The following is a 13,200-nucleotide window of genomic DNA, read 5'->3' as shown; positions in this document are numbered from 1 at the left end:
CTGTAAATCGAACCCGCACCGGAATGCCGGACAACGGCGCCCGGTTCTAAATTTTTTATACATGGAGCAAGAGTTCGAAGAACGAGAAGGCGATATTAAAGAATCAATCCGGCGTTTTGAGCAGATGCTGGACCAGCAACAAAGCCAGTTTTTCGACCTGGATGTCTATGAACAAATGGTTGAACATTACCTCAACCAGGGTGATTTAGACAAGGCGTTGAAAGCCGCCGAATCAGGTCTGGAAAACTTTCCCTATGCGCTGGAATTAATGCTTGATAAAGCCCAGATTCTAGCTAATTTTCAACGGTTCGACGAATCGCTGGAGTTACTGGAACGGGCTTCGTTGTTTAACCCCGGCGATCTCGATGTGCCGTTTATGCAAGGCTCTGTGCTGAACATGGCCGGACGCTACGAGGAATCGATTCAGATTTTGGAAGAATTACTAGACCGGGCAGAAGATAAGGACGATATCCTGTTTCAGCTTGGCCAGAGCTACCAGAACTGGGGCAAATATGATGAAGCCATCACTCAGTACAAAAAGTCGATCGCGCTGAATATTAACAATGAAAACGCGCTGTATGAGCTGGCGTTTTGTTTAGACGTAACGGGTGAATTAGAGAATAGTCTATCGTATTACCAGCAACTAATTGATACGGACCCTTACTCGTACAATGCCTGGTATAACATGGGTATTGCCTACAGTAAGTTGGCCCGGTACGCCGAAGCAGCCGAAGCCTACGACTATGCAATTATCATTAAGGAGGACTTTGCATCAGCCCATTTCAATTTAGGGAATACCTATATGAATCTGGGTCTGTTCGAGAAGGCGGAGCATTGTTATCGTGAAACGCTGAAATACGAAGAGGCCACTGCTGATACGTATTGCCATCTTGGCGCTAGTCTGGAAAAACAGGATCGCCTGCCCGATGCCATCAAAGAATACCGCGAAGCAATTAAGTTAGATGCCATGTGGGATGAAGCCTGGTATGGTATCGGAGTTTGCCTGAGCGAATCTGGTAAGTGGTACGAAGCGTTGCCATTTCTGCAGAAAGCCGTCAAACTGAACGATCAGAACGGTGAGTATTACATTGCCATCGCCGAAACGGAATATAAAATTGGGAACGTTTTGTCGAGTGTGGAAGCGTTCGAAAAAGCAGCGGAGGTAGACGCCGAAAATCCTGATGTGTACCTGACCTGGTCATTGGTGCCGTTTGACCAGGGCGATTTTCTGCGAGCCAATGACATTATTCAGTCGGGGATCAACGATATGCCAGCTGATGCCGATTTGTATTATCGGTCGGCGGTGTATTTGATTCATGCGGGGCATTACCGGGAGGCTCTTATTCAGCTGGAAGCGGCTCTTTCGCTTGATTATGATGCGCACGTTCAGTTATTCGAGTTCTTTCCTGAACTGGAAAAACAGAAAGCACTTTACAAGATCATCCAACAGTACAAAAAAGATAAGTAGTAACTGCGAATGCGAGAAAAAGCCGCTCCCTGACAGCAGGAAGCGGCTTTTTGGTTTATAAATGGTTCAATTACGGAATTGGGTCAAGCTGAGCCAGGCGTTTGATGATTTCTGTTTTGCTCAAAAAAACGTCGGAATTTGGCCAGTTATTCTCCTGGCAAATTTGATAGAACCACTGATTCGCCTGTTCAAGATTTTGCAATCGCTTAATCTTGCCATCGTTATCCCAGGTAAACAGAACATACCCAATCTTTCCTTTATCTTCATTGATAGAATAAGTCTTATCGTAAAGCCCAACTTTGCCAACGGTTAATCGGCGGCATAATTGGTTTCGAACCCGGAGGAAAACCGTTGAATCATTTCGGGGAGTGGCAGCCGTATCGGCCCCAACCAGTTTCAGGTATTCGAACTTATAGGCGGGAATATTCATGCCTGGAGAATGCCCGTCCTGGTAGAAGGTAAACGAACTGTTCTTGTTGTACAAAAAACGACCTTGTAGCTGAGACCCGTCAGTTAGTCTGGCAATTCCGTCGTGTAACTGATAAACGATCGGCTGTACGTATGGTGTTGGTCGGGAAGGAATGATGACAGGATAACCACGATACATAGGTGTAGTACGGCCTGCCTGGCCAAAGGTGGCATAGGTTGATACAATCAGCAGTATGCCAGTGAGTAAAGTTTTCATAGGAGCGCTGGTTTGTGGCATTTTTCTTAAAACGGCAAGTATAGTTTTATTAATATGTCATGATGTTAATTTAACTGTATTTTTAGTTGGTTGGTTAAGGGAAAAAATGGCATGGTTATGGTACTTTAATACTTGCAGAAGCATCGCCAAATACGAGTCCCATGACACCTTCCAAGCAACTACTATTAACCCTCTGTATTGCCACAACTGGCACAATAAGCCAGGCCCAGGTAAGTATTCAACGACAACCGAGTGTTCAAAAAACGATTGTTGCCCGAGCCAATCGGCAAAACGACACCAGCGCGCCTATTACCAATCAGGCTACTGGTCAGCGGATTACGCTGGAGGAGTATAGCCTATTAACCAAATCTGATCCCTTTGCCTATCATTTAGTCCCCGATTACAATGAATATGGTGTGCCGAGTGCCTATACAATGCGGGCAGCTACCCCCGAAGAACATGAAACTCACCGATTCCGCGACCGTGATCCCGCCAAACAACCCAAAGCTGGCCAAATGATTGCGCCTTTTGTAATGACTGGAGCAGGCGGGAAATCGTACCGATCGGCCGATTTATTAGGCAAAGTGGTTATTCTAGGCTTTTGGGTTAGTTTAGATAAATCGTTGTGGGATGACAAACAGGCTGCCGATTTAGCAACTGTGCTACGGCCCTATAAATCAGAAACCGCACCCGTTGTTTTGGGTGTTTTAAATAGTGAACAACCTCAGGAAATAGGTGATCCGGAACTCAAAAAGCTTCCATTTACACCCATCTTTAATGCGTATGGGTTTCATAATAAGTATCATATCACCATAATTCCAACAGTTGTTGTAATCGATAAAGCCGGGAAAGTAGTGGCCAACCTGCAAGGAGCCGGGAGTTTCGATAAATTGAAACAAGTACTGGCAACGGTGATGCAATAAGGTGTGAATAGGGCTTAAATGAACGGAATGTTATGTGGATGGGTTAGCCAACAGAGTAATTTAGTATTGACCTTTTCTGGTTTCACATGAATAAGCCGACTAACGGCCTATTAAATTGGGGCGTCAGTGGCCATTTGTTGCTGGGTAGCCTATTGTTGACGCTGGCTTTGCCTTTGAATACTAGGGCACAAAGCGATTCTAGTCGGCTGATTACAACTAGCCAGCCGCCGATGGCCAAAACCGATACGTCGGCTGATGTCTGGGACGTGTATTACCGATTCATTAATCGGAAGGGGCACCGCCCAACAGAGGGCCAAAAGCCGGGTTTCCATCCGTCGGTATTTCCAGAACTTGCCTACGCCCTGCAAACTGGGTTTGCCGTCGGTATAAACGCGAACCTGTCATTTACCAGCGCCGACCCCAAACAGAACGTTTCTGTTATTTATTTTACTCCTCAGTATACTCAATATCAGCAGGTTATTGTGCCTGTTGAAGTAAATCTCTGGACGAAGGATAATCGCTATAATATCGTCACTGATTATCGTTATTACGATTATTCAGCGGATAATTTTGGTCTGGGCGACAACTCGCGATCCGATGTCGACGACCAGTTGACCTATTCCTATCTTCGGCTGTATCAGTCTGTTTTTCGGCAGGTTGCCACTAATTTTTCTATTGGTATCGGATACGCTCTTGATTACCACTGGAAAATTGGAGAGGATAATAAAACGCCTTTGCTGAACAATGATTTTCAGCAGTATGGGTCAGGTGAAAAGTCGGTTTCATCGGGGCCAACGTTTAGTTTGCAATACACGAATCGGCGTAATCCCAACAACCCTCAGAATGGATTTTTCGGAAACATCATCTTCCGACCCAATATGCGCTGGTTAGGTAGCGACCAAAATTGGCAATCGGTGCTGGCTGATTTTCGGAAGTATGTGCCCTTGTCGAACGATGGGCGACATATTCTCACATTCTGGAATGTTAACTGGCTTAGTTTTGGTGGCCAGGCTCCTTATTTAGATTTACCAAGCACGGGCTGGGACACCCATTCGAACTTGGGTCGTGGCTACACACAGGGTCGATTCCGGGGGCGAAATATGATCTATCTGGAAACCGAATACCGGACTGTATTGCTTAATAACGGCTTGCTGGGTGGTGTTGTGTTTGCGAATATGCAGACCTTCAGCGATTACCCCAATACCAATCAATTCGGGAAGCTTCTGCCCGGTGGTGGTGTAGGGTTACGTATTAAAATCAACAAACATTCAAACCTGAATCTGGCCGTCGACTATGGTTTTGGTATTGGCGGTTCGCAGGGAATATTCCTGAATCTGGGCGAGGTTTTCTAACAAAAAAGATTAACCACTAAGAAAATAGAGTGGTATAATTTTAACTCTGTGTTCTCTGTGGTCAAATATTATTTCTTATCAGCATCCGGGAACTGGCTTGTGGCTAGCTTTTGTTTCAAATCAAACGTTTGTCCAGCAAAGACAATCAGGATCTGATTTTCATCGAACACTTTTTTCACGGCAATCATCGCTTCACTTAGCGCCATTTGGGGATTTGTGCCAGTTGGCTTAATCCAGAACCAGAGGACAAACTGAACATTGGCATCGGCAAAGTTCCGATAATGTAGTTCAACGGGATGGTCGGACAGAACGAAAGGTAAAGCCGCTACAGCTCCTTTGGCCAGACGTTGGGCATTTGCCATGTCATCTAAATAGGAAATACCAGCAGCCAGTTCGATACGTCGCAGACCAATTCGGGAAAAATTCTTAATCGGTTTCTGAAAAACATCTTTACTCGGTATCTCGACGGTTTGCCCTTGCCCATTATCGATTACGATGGAGCGTAACTTGATGTCCAACACTTTACCCGTATAGCCATTCGTTTCTACTGTATCGCCAACCTGAATAGGCCGGGCCAGCGCGATCATGGCTCCTGAAATAAAATTGGTCGTTAAATCCTGAAACGCGAAACCTACGGCCAGCGCAATAACGCCCGCCCCCGCCAGCAATGAGGTTACAGTTTTATCTAATCCTAGTACGCCCAGCGCCACAAACAAACCGACCGACAGAACAACTACCCGCATGACGGCCCCTGTCAGATTAATCAAAGAGACGTTTGTGCTAACCCGATCCAATCCCCGAACCACCCATCGGCTCATCCAGCGCGATAAAAACGTAAAGAAGACAAGGAGTAATAAAGCTACGGCTAGCTTGGGTGTGTAACGTATGGCGGTACGAATCCAGGTAGATAGTTCGGAGTAAATAAGCCCGGCGGCCTGCGTAAAATTCATTCTCTAAAAACGACTAGTGATCCCAATAGAACGACGCAGATTTGGATTGTGTTTCATCTATAAACCAATCGCCGTACCTTTGCAAGGTATACAAACCTCATCGACAATGACACCCCCCGCTGCTATTTACCTGGATAACGCTGCTACAACCCGACTTGATCCTGAAGTGCTAGAGGCTATGCTACCGCTTATGACGGAGCATTATGGCAATCCATCGTCTATTCATAGCCACGGTCGAGCGGTGCGTACTGCCATCGAAAAAGCACGGAAAACAGTCGCGTCGTTACTGAACACATCGCCCGCCGAAATTTTCTTTACCTCAGGTGGTACCGAAGCAGATAACACCGCCATTCGAAGTAGCATTGAAACCTACGGATTAACACATGCCATTACATCGCCCCTGGAACACCATGCTGTTTTGCACACGCTCCAGCACCTGGCTGAACAGGGCACGATTCAATTGAGCCTCGTCAACATCGACGAAAAAGGTACTATCGATCTTGCGCACCTGGAAGAATTGCTCCGCACGCAGCCCCGCTCGCTGGTGTCGCTGATGCATGGCAATAACGAAATTGCAAACCTGTTGAATCTGAATCAAGTAGGGGAGCTGTGCCGGGCTTACGAGGCTATTTTTCATTCCGATACCGTGCAAACAATGGGTCATTTCCGGCACGATCTGCAAAAACTACCCGTTGATTTCATTGTTGGAGCAGGACACAAATTTCATGGTCCCAAAGGAGTCGGATTTCTATACGTCAATGCGGATCGGGTGAAAATTCACCCATTTATGTATGGCGGTGCGCAGGAGCGTAACATGCGCGGTGGTACCGAAAACGTATATGGTATCGTTGGGTTGGCTAAAGCGCTGGAAATTGCTTACCATGATATGGATACGCATCAGCAGCACATTACATCCCTGAAACGCCGGATGATTGAGCAACTTCGGGAGAAAATGCCGGATGTTCGTTTCAATGGTAATTCGGCTGATGTTGACAATAGCTTGTACACGGTTCTGAACGTAAGCTTACCTGCGTCGGAGATGAGCGATATGCTCTTGTTTAGCTTAGACATTGCGCGGATTTCGGCCTCGGGTGGTTCAGCCTGTTCGAGTGGATCAAGTATTGGATCGCACGTGTTAGGGGCGCTTCCTGGACTGGATTCCGATCGTGGGTATGTCCGGTTTTCGTTCGGGAAATACAATACAGCGGAAGAGATTGACTACGCCGTCGATACGCTCGTAGGGCTTTATCAGAAAGAGCTAGTGAAATAAACCGCAAGTTTTTTTTTCGCATCCTCGGTGTCCCCAAGGACGCCTTGGCAAAAGCTGACCAACAGGCGTTCTTGGGGACATCGAGAGTATATACACATTTCTGACGCATGCTAATCAGCCCTGTAAGGGCGTCCTGTCAATAGTGATTCTTGCCTACTAAAAGCTCAAAGCGCCGTAGGTGCGACCTGATTATTGATATATAGGTCGCACCTACGGCGCTTGAGGGTATGGACAAGCCACTATTTTCTATTAACAGGCCACTCCTAACGGAGTTTCGAACATGTCCCAAAAATGTGTATATACTCTAGGTGGGGACACAGACCGAGCATGCGAAAATCCTGTTCATCCTGTAAATCCTGTCGAAAAAATTCACCTCTATGCCAACTCCGTCCGTCGTTATCGCACCTTACAATCCTGATTGGGCTAGTTGGGCGCTTCAGGAAATTGATCGGCTTGCCCGGCCACTGAGGCCCAATCTGATTACGATCGAACATATTGGGTCAACATCTGTACCCGGTTTGGCGGCCAAACCGATTATTGACCTACTGCCGATTGTACAGTCGCTGGAGATTCTGGACGAACAGCGATCAATTATTGAAGGGCTAGGCTATCTATGGTATGGTGAGTATGGAATTTCCGAAAGACGCTATTGTAAGCTGATCGACGCGGAGGCTAACCGAGTCTTTCATGTACATTTCTTTCCCTCCACCTCTATTGGCGTTACGCGGCATTTGGCTTTTCGGGATTACTTACGAGCTTACCCGGCTATTGCAGAAGCCTATCAAAACGAAAAGCAGCGTGCTGCCGCCCTTCACCCGTTTGATTCATCTGCTTATACTGAAGAAAAATCAACTTGGATTCGCCAACACGAAACTGATGCACTTAATTGGTTTGTGGGGTAGCCAGACAATAGCTTAATTAATGAACGCTTAATTTGGTCCTATGGAAACAAATTAGATTTATATTCGTTTTCTCTGAACAATGGGCGCTTGGCTCTTACAAAGACTTGACCGGCGATACAGGCCGATGCCAGTGATTGGAGCCTTGAGGTAGCCACGAATATGATTCCCCGAATTCTGCTTAGAATTACGCATGTGCTGCTAATTGGCTGGCTAGTAATAAGCCACACCGCTCGCGCACAAGTGGATACGCTATTCCGACTTAATCCCGATCAGCGGATTCTACGGTTATGTCAGCAGGCTCCTAATTTTGCCGTTACACATCCGCCCTACCTGACAGCTAACGACTCTATCCGGGTTTTCTCACAACTCGACCGACTGGCCTCCTTTGCGCAACAACAGGATGACGACCGCTTGTTCTGGTACGCCCAACTTCATAAAATCCTTTTCCGACACGCACTGGTTTTGCTCTCAGGTAAGCCATCTTTTGTGCTTGAAGAGGCTCAATCTTATCTGGACCAGTGCCCAATACCCGTTGTCCAGGCAGCCTATTGGCATCAAAAAGGTACCTATGAGTTCAGTAAGAAAAAATTTAATGAAGCGTTTCGCTGGTTGCTGCGAGCGCAGCAAACCTTTGAAGAGATTGGTTACGAGCATATTCCCGAAATTAGCGAGTATCTTTCCGCTTTGGGAGGACGGTATTATTTTTTCGGCGAGTACGCTACCTGCATTCGCTACATGGAAGCCTCTTTTCGCTACCCAGCCTGGGTAAAACGAGCGGAGATCACCGCCCATAATACGGTTGGACTGTCGCATCAGCATCTCCATCAATATGCGCAGGCTCAGGATTATTTTTATCAGACCTTAGAGCTGGCCGGTAAACATGATGACTCGGCTTATGTGGCTATCGCCAACTCGAATCTAGGGCATTTGCTTCTTATACAGAGCAAGCCCAATCTGGCTTTGCCTTATTTGTATAACGGCTATCGATTTAGTTGGCAAGACTCCCCAGAGGACAACGTACCCGAGAATGCGGCCCTGACATCCCTCTACCTGGCTCAGGCACTGATGGATCTGGATAGTACTCAGAAAACCAGAATCTATATCGACCGATCAACCCGATTGTTTACTAACCGGCCTTGGTCAGATTATGATCTCCAGTATTATCAGGCTCAGACTCAGTATTATAAAAAAGTTGGCAATTATCGCCTGGCAACGGATTATCTGGATTCACTTCGTCACACAGAGGAATCGCAGCGAAACTTATTCAACACTCGTATGCTAACGGCAAGTCAAAGTCAGGTCAATGCTGAGCGCTATCTGAATGAACTGCGCACGTTGGAAGCCGAGCAGAAGAACGCTGTTTTGGTGCGCAATATCATCATCATCGCTGCCATACTGCTGACCCTGGCAGGTCTCTATGCGTTTCGGCAAAATCAGCGGAAACGCTGGCAGGAAAAGCAGGTGTTGTTAGCCCAACAGCAAAGGGCCGAACAACTATTGGCTCAATACGTGGCTAACATTCAGGAGAAGAACCAGCTTATCGATACGATCTCGGCCCAACTTCACCAGTCTGAACCAGTTAGTCCTCCACAACCATCCGTTAAAAGTTTACAAAACCAGGTTATTTTGACCGAAGCTGACTGGCAGCATTTCAAGCAATTGTTTGAAGATGTATACCCTGGCTTTTTTTCGGCTCTTCATACTCGTTACCCCGATTTGACTAAAGCTGAAATCCGCTTACTAGCGCTCTCAAAACTACAGATTGACCCTCCTCAAATGGGCCGGATGCTAGGCATCTCCCCCGAATCGATTCACAAAACAACCTATCGACTTCGGAAGAAACTAGGTGTCAGCAGTAAATTATACTTAGCTGACCTGTTAGCCGATACGCAAACAGATCAGCAATTGGCTGATAAATAGCTAGTTATTGTTTCTGACTATTCTATCCTCAGCTCTCCTTCAACTAAGGCTCATTATTCATCTATTTCTGTGATAATTCTGAGAACCCCGTCTTGTAAGTCAAATCAGGTGGTTACTCAAAATAGTAATATAGTTTAGACTCTGGCACTCAGTTTGTTCTACTTGCGCATAGGCCACATCTAAGCAAAATATACCTTCCTGAACTAAGGAAAGCTTAACATATACGGGGTATAGTTTACAGTTTCTTAATGTAGGGAAGCCTATTTTTGCAGCGTAAAAGCCGGTTTAATGCACTTCACAACAATTAAAAAATGATACGTTTGGTTGGTTAACCTGGCTGACCAATATTCCGAGCAAATGGGACGAGAAAGTCTATCTATACTCAATTCTGGAGAATGATTGTCTGTTAAACCCTGAAATCGGTCAGAATCCTGGCTGGTAGAAATCCGTAAGTTTCTGTTTTAGGTAATATATGCTGGCGCTGGTAAAGCAAAAGTACTAACGCCAGATAACTTTAAACTCGACTTAAATGCGCATACTAATTCCCCTTTTGCTTGGCAGTTTACTTGCAACAAATACCACATTTGCCCAAAAAGATTCACCTATTACGGTGGCCACCTACAATCTTCGCTACAACAATAAAGGCGATGGTATCAATGCCTGGCCCAACCGGAAAGAGAACGTAAAAGCCCTGATTCAGTTTCATGAATTTGACTTGTTCGGTACGCAGGAAGCGTTGCGTGGCCAATTAAATGATGTGGCTGAATTGAACGAGTTTGCCTTTTTAGGCGCCGGTCGCGACGATGGTAAGGAAGCCGGAGAACATTCGGCGATTTTCTATAAAAAAGACCGTTTCAAAGCACTTCAGTCAGGTAATTTCTGGTTGAGCGAAACGCCCGATAAGCCCGGTAAAGGCTGGGATGCTACCTGCTGCAACCGGATTTGCTCGTGGGCTAAATTCAATGACCTGAAGACGAAAAAAGACTTTTACTTTTTCAGTGTTCACTTCGATCACCAGGGTGTCGAAGCGCGTCGACAGTCGGGAAAACTGATGGTGGAAAAGATTAAGGAAATCGCGAAAAACGTCCCTGTTATTCTCGTCGGTGATTTTAACTCGACACCCGAAACGGAGCAGATTAAAACGATTCAGACACTCCTGAGCGATGCGCATAACGTGACAAAAACTCCGCCTTACGGTCCAGAAGGTACATTCAATAGCTTCAAATTCGATGCGCCAATGGATAATCGAATTGACTACATTTTTGTCAGTAAGCAGTTCGATGTATTAAAATACGGCGTTTTAACGGATGCTAAAGACCAACGATACCCATCTGACCATCAACCCGTAATGGTGAAGGTGATTTTGAAATAGTAGACAGCTGTAGGTTGATCAAATAAAAAAGCGGAGACCGTAATCTCCGCTTTTGCGTTTATGAGTAAATCAGAAAGGCGATACAAGCTTATTTTTCTACCAGCGCTGGTACTCCAATCCAACGTTGAGCTACAGTCAAGGTATAGTCCAGAAAAGCCTTCGCTGTACGTTCGTAGACTTCGTGGCCAATGAAGTGGCCATTTTCGTCCAGATTTTTATCCGTTTCGTGCGACTCATATAGCTTTGGCGAAACGATGGAATAGCTATGGGTGAAGCTGATAATTTTGTTCACCACCGTGGTCATATCCAGCGCTGGCTGCCGACCACCCCGTCCGTTTGAGATTCCCACCATCGCAAATACCTTATTGTTAAACAGGTGTTTGAAGGCAGGGCCACCCAGTTGGTGAATAGCATTGGTAGCCTGTGGGGGGGGCTGTCCAGTTGTATTCGGGCATAGCGAAAATCACTAAATCGGCAGAATCCCAACTGCTAATCAATGAATGCTGGAAAGGAGTTAGGGCATCTTTTTTGACCGATTCCTGGCCAACTAACGGTATATCGTATTCTTCAAAAGATACTATTGAAACCTCATGCTGGCCTTCTTCGGCCAATAAGTGCCGGAGATAGTTCACAAAACGTAATGAGTTACTATTTTTGCGCGATGAGGTAGAAATCAGCGTAATTTTCATTGTGTTAGGTAATTCAAGTTGGTTAACAAACCACAGCTTTTAGGCTTTAGTTTCGTTGCTTAATGCAACGATTTGGGCTTAAGTAGAGTCTATTCATTATCGTGTATCTAATCGCCTAAGCTCATGAAACTCGTCTACATATTATTATTAACTACAAGTTGTGCCTATGCCCAGGTACCCGCAACCGCCGTTCGTCGGGATTCACTGCCATCCGGTTTCTCTGCGGGCCAGATGCCAGTTGTAGGATCTAACAACTCGTTTTATCATTCTCCAACAGATCCGAAAAACGTCATACGGGCTACTCTGGATAATATGCCTATAAAAGTTCCCGATTCATCAACGAATTATACAATGATGCGATCGTATCCGCTTCATGCGAATCCTCAACAACAGCCTCAGTTGTTTCTTGAACCAATGCCCAAAATAATACCGAAAAGATTTAAATGAGGGTAAGGTTAGCCTAGATACGCCATATCTCATAAGATATGGCGTATCTGGCCGGAAACCAGCTGATAACTACGCTAACGCCTGCGCTAAATCAGCAATCAGATCGTCGGCATATTCCAGGCCGACTGAGATGCGTAGTAGATTTTTTGGAGTTATGGAATTAGGCCCTTCGGCAGTGGCCCGATGTTCAATCAGACTTTCCACTCCGCCCAGGCTTGTAGCTCGCGTAAACAAGTTCAACTTGCCAATAAACCGGATTGCTTCTTCGGCACCTCCCTTTACCTGCACCGACAACATAGCTCCGGGGCCTTTCATCTGTTGTTGAACCAACGCATGGCTGGCATGACTGGCCAAGCCTGGGTAATGGACTTTCTCGACCGCTGAATGTCCTTCCAGAAACTCAGCAATGGCTTGTGCTGTACTACTTTGCGCCCTCACCCGGACGCCCAGCGTTTTAATCCCCCGGCTAATCAGCCAGCAATCAAATGGCGACGGTACCGCTCCAGAGAGTCCTTGTAATAGCTTTACGCGTTGGGCAAACTCATTGTCTTCTTTAAAAATTAGTGCGCCACCCAATACATCGCTGTGGCCATTCAGGTATTTGGTGGTTGAGTGCATAACCACATCGCAACCGAAGTCGAACGGACGTTGCAGTACCGGCGTAGCCCAGGTGTTATCGCACACACAAATAGCTCCGGCCTCGTGAGCAATCTGACTGACTGCTTGCAAATCAGTAATGTCGAGCATCGGGTTTGAGGGAGTTTCACACCAGATGATACGGGTATTTTCATGAATCGACGCCCGCACGGCATTCAGGTCGCGCATATCGACGCGCGTATAGGTTAGTCCCCAGGGGTGAAAAACCTGTTCGAGTAGGGCAGGAGTACCATAGTACGCATCAGTTGACAACAGTACATGATCGCCGGGGCTAAGAGCCTGAAATAACGTCATCGTAGCTGCTTGCCCTGAGCCAAAAGCCATAGCTATGGCTCCTCCTTCGAGGGTTGCCAGTGCTTTCTCTAAGGCTTCCCGATTGGGGTTGTTTGGACGTGTATAGAGGTAATTGGCTGGCAACTCATTTGATTCATTGCGAGCATAGGTTGTTGATAAATAAATAGGCGGTACCACTACGCCCGTAACTGAATCGGGCTGGTGTGTAGCACGGAGAGCAAGCGTATCGAAATGCATAAGCGGAAGAGCCGTAAAAACGGCTCATTTTTTG

13 protein-coding genes are annotated in these 13,200 nt (G+C 46.3%); 8 read left to right on the top strand and 5 right to left on the bottom strand.

Translation table 11 applies throughout. The annotated features are described in order from the left end of the window. Positions 1-61: 61 nt before the first annotated feature. Positions 62-1,468: a tetratricopeptide repeat protein gene (locus tag H3H32_RS14955; RefSeq protein ID WP_182463466.1), complete on the top strand. Its 1,407-nt coding sequence runs from the start codon at positions 62-64 to the stop codon at positions 1,466-1,468. 70 nt (positions 1,469-1,538) lie between these two features. On the opposite strand, the gene H3H32_RS14950 is transcribed toward H3H32_RS14955, so the two are convergent. Then, positions 1,539-2,153 carry a hypothetical protein gene (locus tag H3H32_RS14950; protein ID WP_182463465.1) on the bottom strand — a complete coding sequence of 205 codons (615 nt, stop codon included), beginning with the start codon at positions 2,151-2,153 and terminating at the stop codon, positions 1,539-1,541. Positions 2,154-2,314: 161 nt separating this feature from the next. Between H3H32_RS14950 and H3H32_RS14945 the strand changes: the two genes are divergently transcribed. Both H3H32_RS14945 and H3H32_RS14940 read left to right on the top strand, forming a co-directional pair. Next, on the top strand, positions 2,315-3,076 hold the full coding sequence (locus tag H3H32_RS14945; protein ID WP_182463464.1) for a TlpA family protein disulfide reductase: 762 nt from the start codon (positions 2,315-2,317) through the stop codon (positions 3,074-3,076). Positions 3,077-3,162: 86 nt separating this feature from the next. Beyond that, on the top strand, positions 3,163-4,428 hold the full coding sequence (locus H3H32_RS14940) for a BamA/TamA family outer membrane protein (RefSeq protein ID WP_182463463.1): 1,266 nt from the start codon (positions 3,163-3,165) through the stop codon (positions 4,426-4,428). A 68-nt stretch (positions 4,429-4,496) separates the two neighbouring features. Here the strand turns inward: H3H32_RS14940 and H3H32_RS14935 are convergent, their stop codons facing one another. Continuing rightward, a complete protein-coding gene (locus tag H3H32_RS14935; RefSeq protein ID WP_182463462.1) occupies positions 4,497-5,378 on the bottom strand; it encodes a mechanosensitive ion channel family protein in 882 nt (293 codons plus the stop codon). Positions 5,379-5,484: 106 nt separating this feature from the next. Here H3H32_RS14935 and H3H32_RS14930 point away from each other — a divergent pair, with 106 nt between their 5' ends. From H3H32_RS14930 to H3H32_RS14915, 4 genes are all read left to right on the top strand, one after another. Beyond that, complete coding sequence (locus H3H32_RS14930; RefSeq protein ID WP_182463461.1) at positions 5,485-6,648, top strand: cysteine desulfurase family protein; 1,164 nt, start codon at positions 5,485-5,487, stop codon at positions 6,646-6,648. A 377-nt stretch (positions 6,649-7,025) separates the two neighbouring features. Beyond that, entirely contained in the window at positions 7,026-7,550 is a 525-nt protein-coding gene (locus tag H3H32_RS14925; RefSeq protein WP_182463460.1) for a GrpB family protein, read from the top strand. 159 nt (positions 7,551-7,709) lie between these two features. Further along, a complete protein-coding gene (locus H3H32_RS14920) occupies positions 7,710-9,470 on the top strand; it encodes a transcriptional regulator (protein ID WP_182463459.1) in 1,761 nt (586 codons plus the stop codon). Positions 9,471-9,999: 529 nt separating this feature from the next. Continuing rightward, positions 10,000-10,842 carry an endonuclease/exonuclease/phosphatase family protein gene (locus tag H3H32_RS14915; protein ID WP_182463458.1) on the top strand — a complete coding sequence of 281 codons (843 nt, stop codon included), beginning with the start codon at positions 10,000-10,002 and terminating at the stop codon, positions 10,840-10,842. Between the two features lie 88 nt (positions 10,843-10,930). On the opposite strand, the gene H3H32_RS38010 is transcribed toward H3H32_RS14915, so the two are convergent. Then, positions 10,931-11,194 (bottom strand): hypothetical protein, encoded by a 264-nt coding sequence (locus H3H32_RS38010; protein WP_309547157.1) that lies wholly within the window; start codon positions 11,192-11,194, stop codon positions 10,931-10,933. 16 nt (positions 11,195-11,210) lie between these two features. Continuing rightward, positions 11,211-11,531 carry an NADPH-dependent FMN reductase gene (locus tag H3H32_RS38005; protein WP_309547156.1) on the bottom strand — a complete coding sequence of 107 codons (321 nt, stop codon included), beginning with the start codon at positions 11,529-11,531 and terminating at the stop codon, positions 11,211-11,213. Positions 11,532-11,654: 123 nt separating this feature from the next. On the opposite strand from H3H32_RS38005, the gene H3H32_RS14905 reads away from it, so the two are divergent. After that, positions 11,655-11,978, top strand: a complete 324-nt coding sequence (locus H3H32_RS14905) for a hypothetical protein (protein WP_182463457.1) — start codon at positions 11,655-11,657, stop codon at positions 11,976-11,978. 69 nt (positions 11,979-12,047) lie between these two features. Here H3H32_RS14905 and H3H32_RS14900 read toward each other — a convergent pair whose 3' ends face one another. Next, the gene (locus H3H32_RS14900) at positions 12,048-13,166 is read right to left on the bottom strand and encodes a trans-sulfuration enzyme family protein (RefSeq protein ID WP_182463456.1); all 1,119 of its coding nucleotides are present in this window, start codon (positions 13,164-13,166) and stop codon (positions 12,048-12,050) included. Between the last annotated feature and the right edge of the window lie 34 nt (positions 13,167-13,200).

This window comes from Spirosoma foliorum (assembly GCF_014117325.1).
Taxonomy (GTDB): domain Bacteria; phylum Bacteroidota; class Bacteroidia; order Cytophagales; family Spirosomataceae; genus Spirosoma; species Spirosoma foliorum.
Note: the sequence above shows the minus strand (reverse complement) of the source record. Positions and strands in the feature narration are given on the sequence as shown.

Excerpts from the sequence above, each read along its gene's own strand:
- H3H32_RS14935 (WP_182463462.1), bottom strand. The coding sequence starts at position 5,378 with ATGAATTTTACGCAGGCCGCCGGGCTTATTTACTCCGAACTATCTACC.
- H3H32_RS14920 (WP_182463459.1), top strand. The coding sequence starts at position 7,710 with ATGATTCCCCGAATTCTGCTTAGAATTACGCATGTGCTGCTAATTGGC.
- H3H32_RS14950 (WP_182463465.1), bottom strand. The coding sequence starts at position 2,153 with ATGAAAACTTTACTCACTGGCATACTGCTGATTGTATCAACCTATGCC.
- H3H32_RS14945 (WP_182463464.1), top strand. The coding sequence starts at position 2,315 with ATGACACCTTCCAAGCAACTACTATTAACCCTCTGTATTGCCACAACT.
- H3H32_RS14900 (WP_182463456.1), bottom strand. The coding sequence starts at position 13,166 with ATGCATTTCGATACGCTTGCTCTCCGTGCTACACACCAGCCCGATTCA.
- H3H32_RS14940 (WP_182463463.1), top strand. The coding sequence starts at position 3,163 with ATGAATAAGCCGACTAACGGCCTATTAAATTGGGGCGTCAGTGGCCAT.
- H3H32_RS14955 (WP_182463466.1), top strand. The coding sequence starts at position 62 with ATGGAGCAAGAGTTCGAAGAACGAGAAGGCGATATTAAAGAATCAATC.
- H3H32_RS14915 (WP_182463458.1), top strand. The coding sequence starts at position 10,000 with ATGCGCATACTAATTCCCCTTTTGCTTGGCAGTTTACTTGCAACAAAT.
- H3H32_RS14930 (WP_182463461.1), top strand. The coding sequence starts at position 5,485 with ATGACACCCCCCGCTGCTATTTACCTGGATAACGCTGCTACAACCCGA.
- H3H32_RS14905 (WP_182463457.1), top strand. The coding sequence starts at position 11,655 with ATGAAACTCGTCTACATATTATTATTAACTACAAGTTGTGCCTATGCC.
- H3H32_RS38010 (WP_309547157.1), bottom strand. The coding sequence starts at position 11,194 with ATGGTGGGAATCTCAAACGGACGGGGTGGTCGGCAGCCAGCGCTGGAT.
- H3H32_RS14925 (WP_182463460.1), top strand. The coding sequence starts at position 7,026 with ATGCCAACTCCGTCCGTCGTTATCGCACCTTACAATCCTGATTGGGCT.
- H3H32_RS38005 (WP_309547156.1), bottom strand. The coding sequence starts at position 11,531 with ATGAAAATTACGCTGATTTCTACCTCATCGCGCAAAAATAGTAACTCA.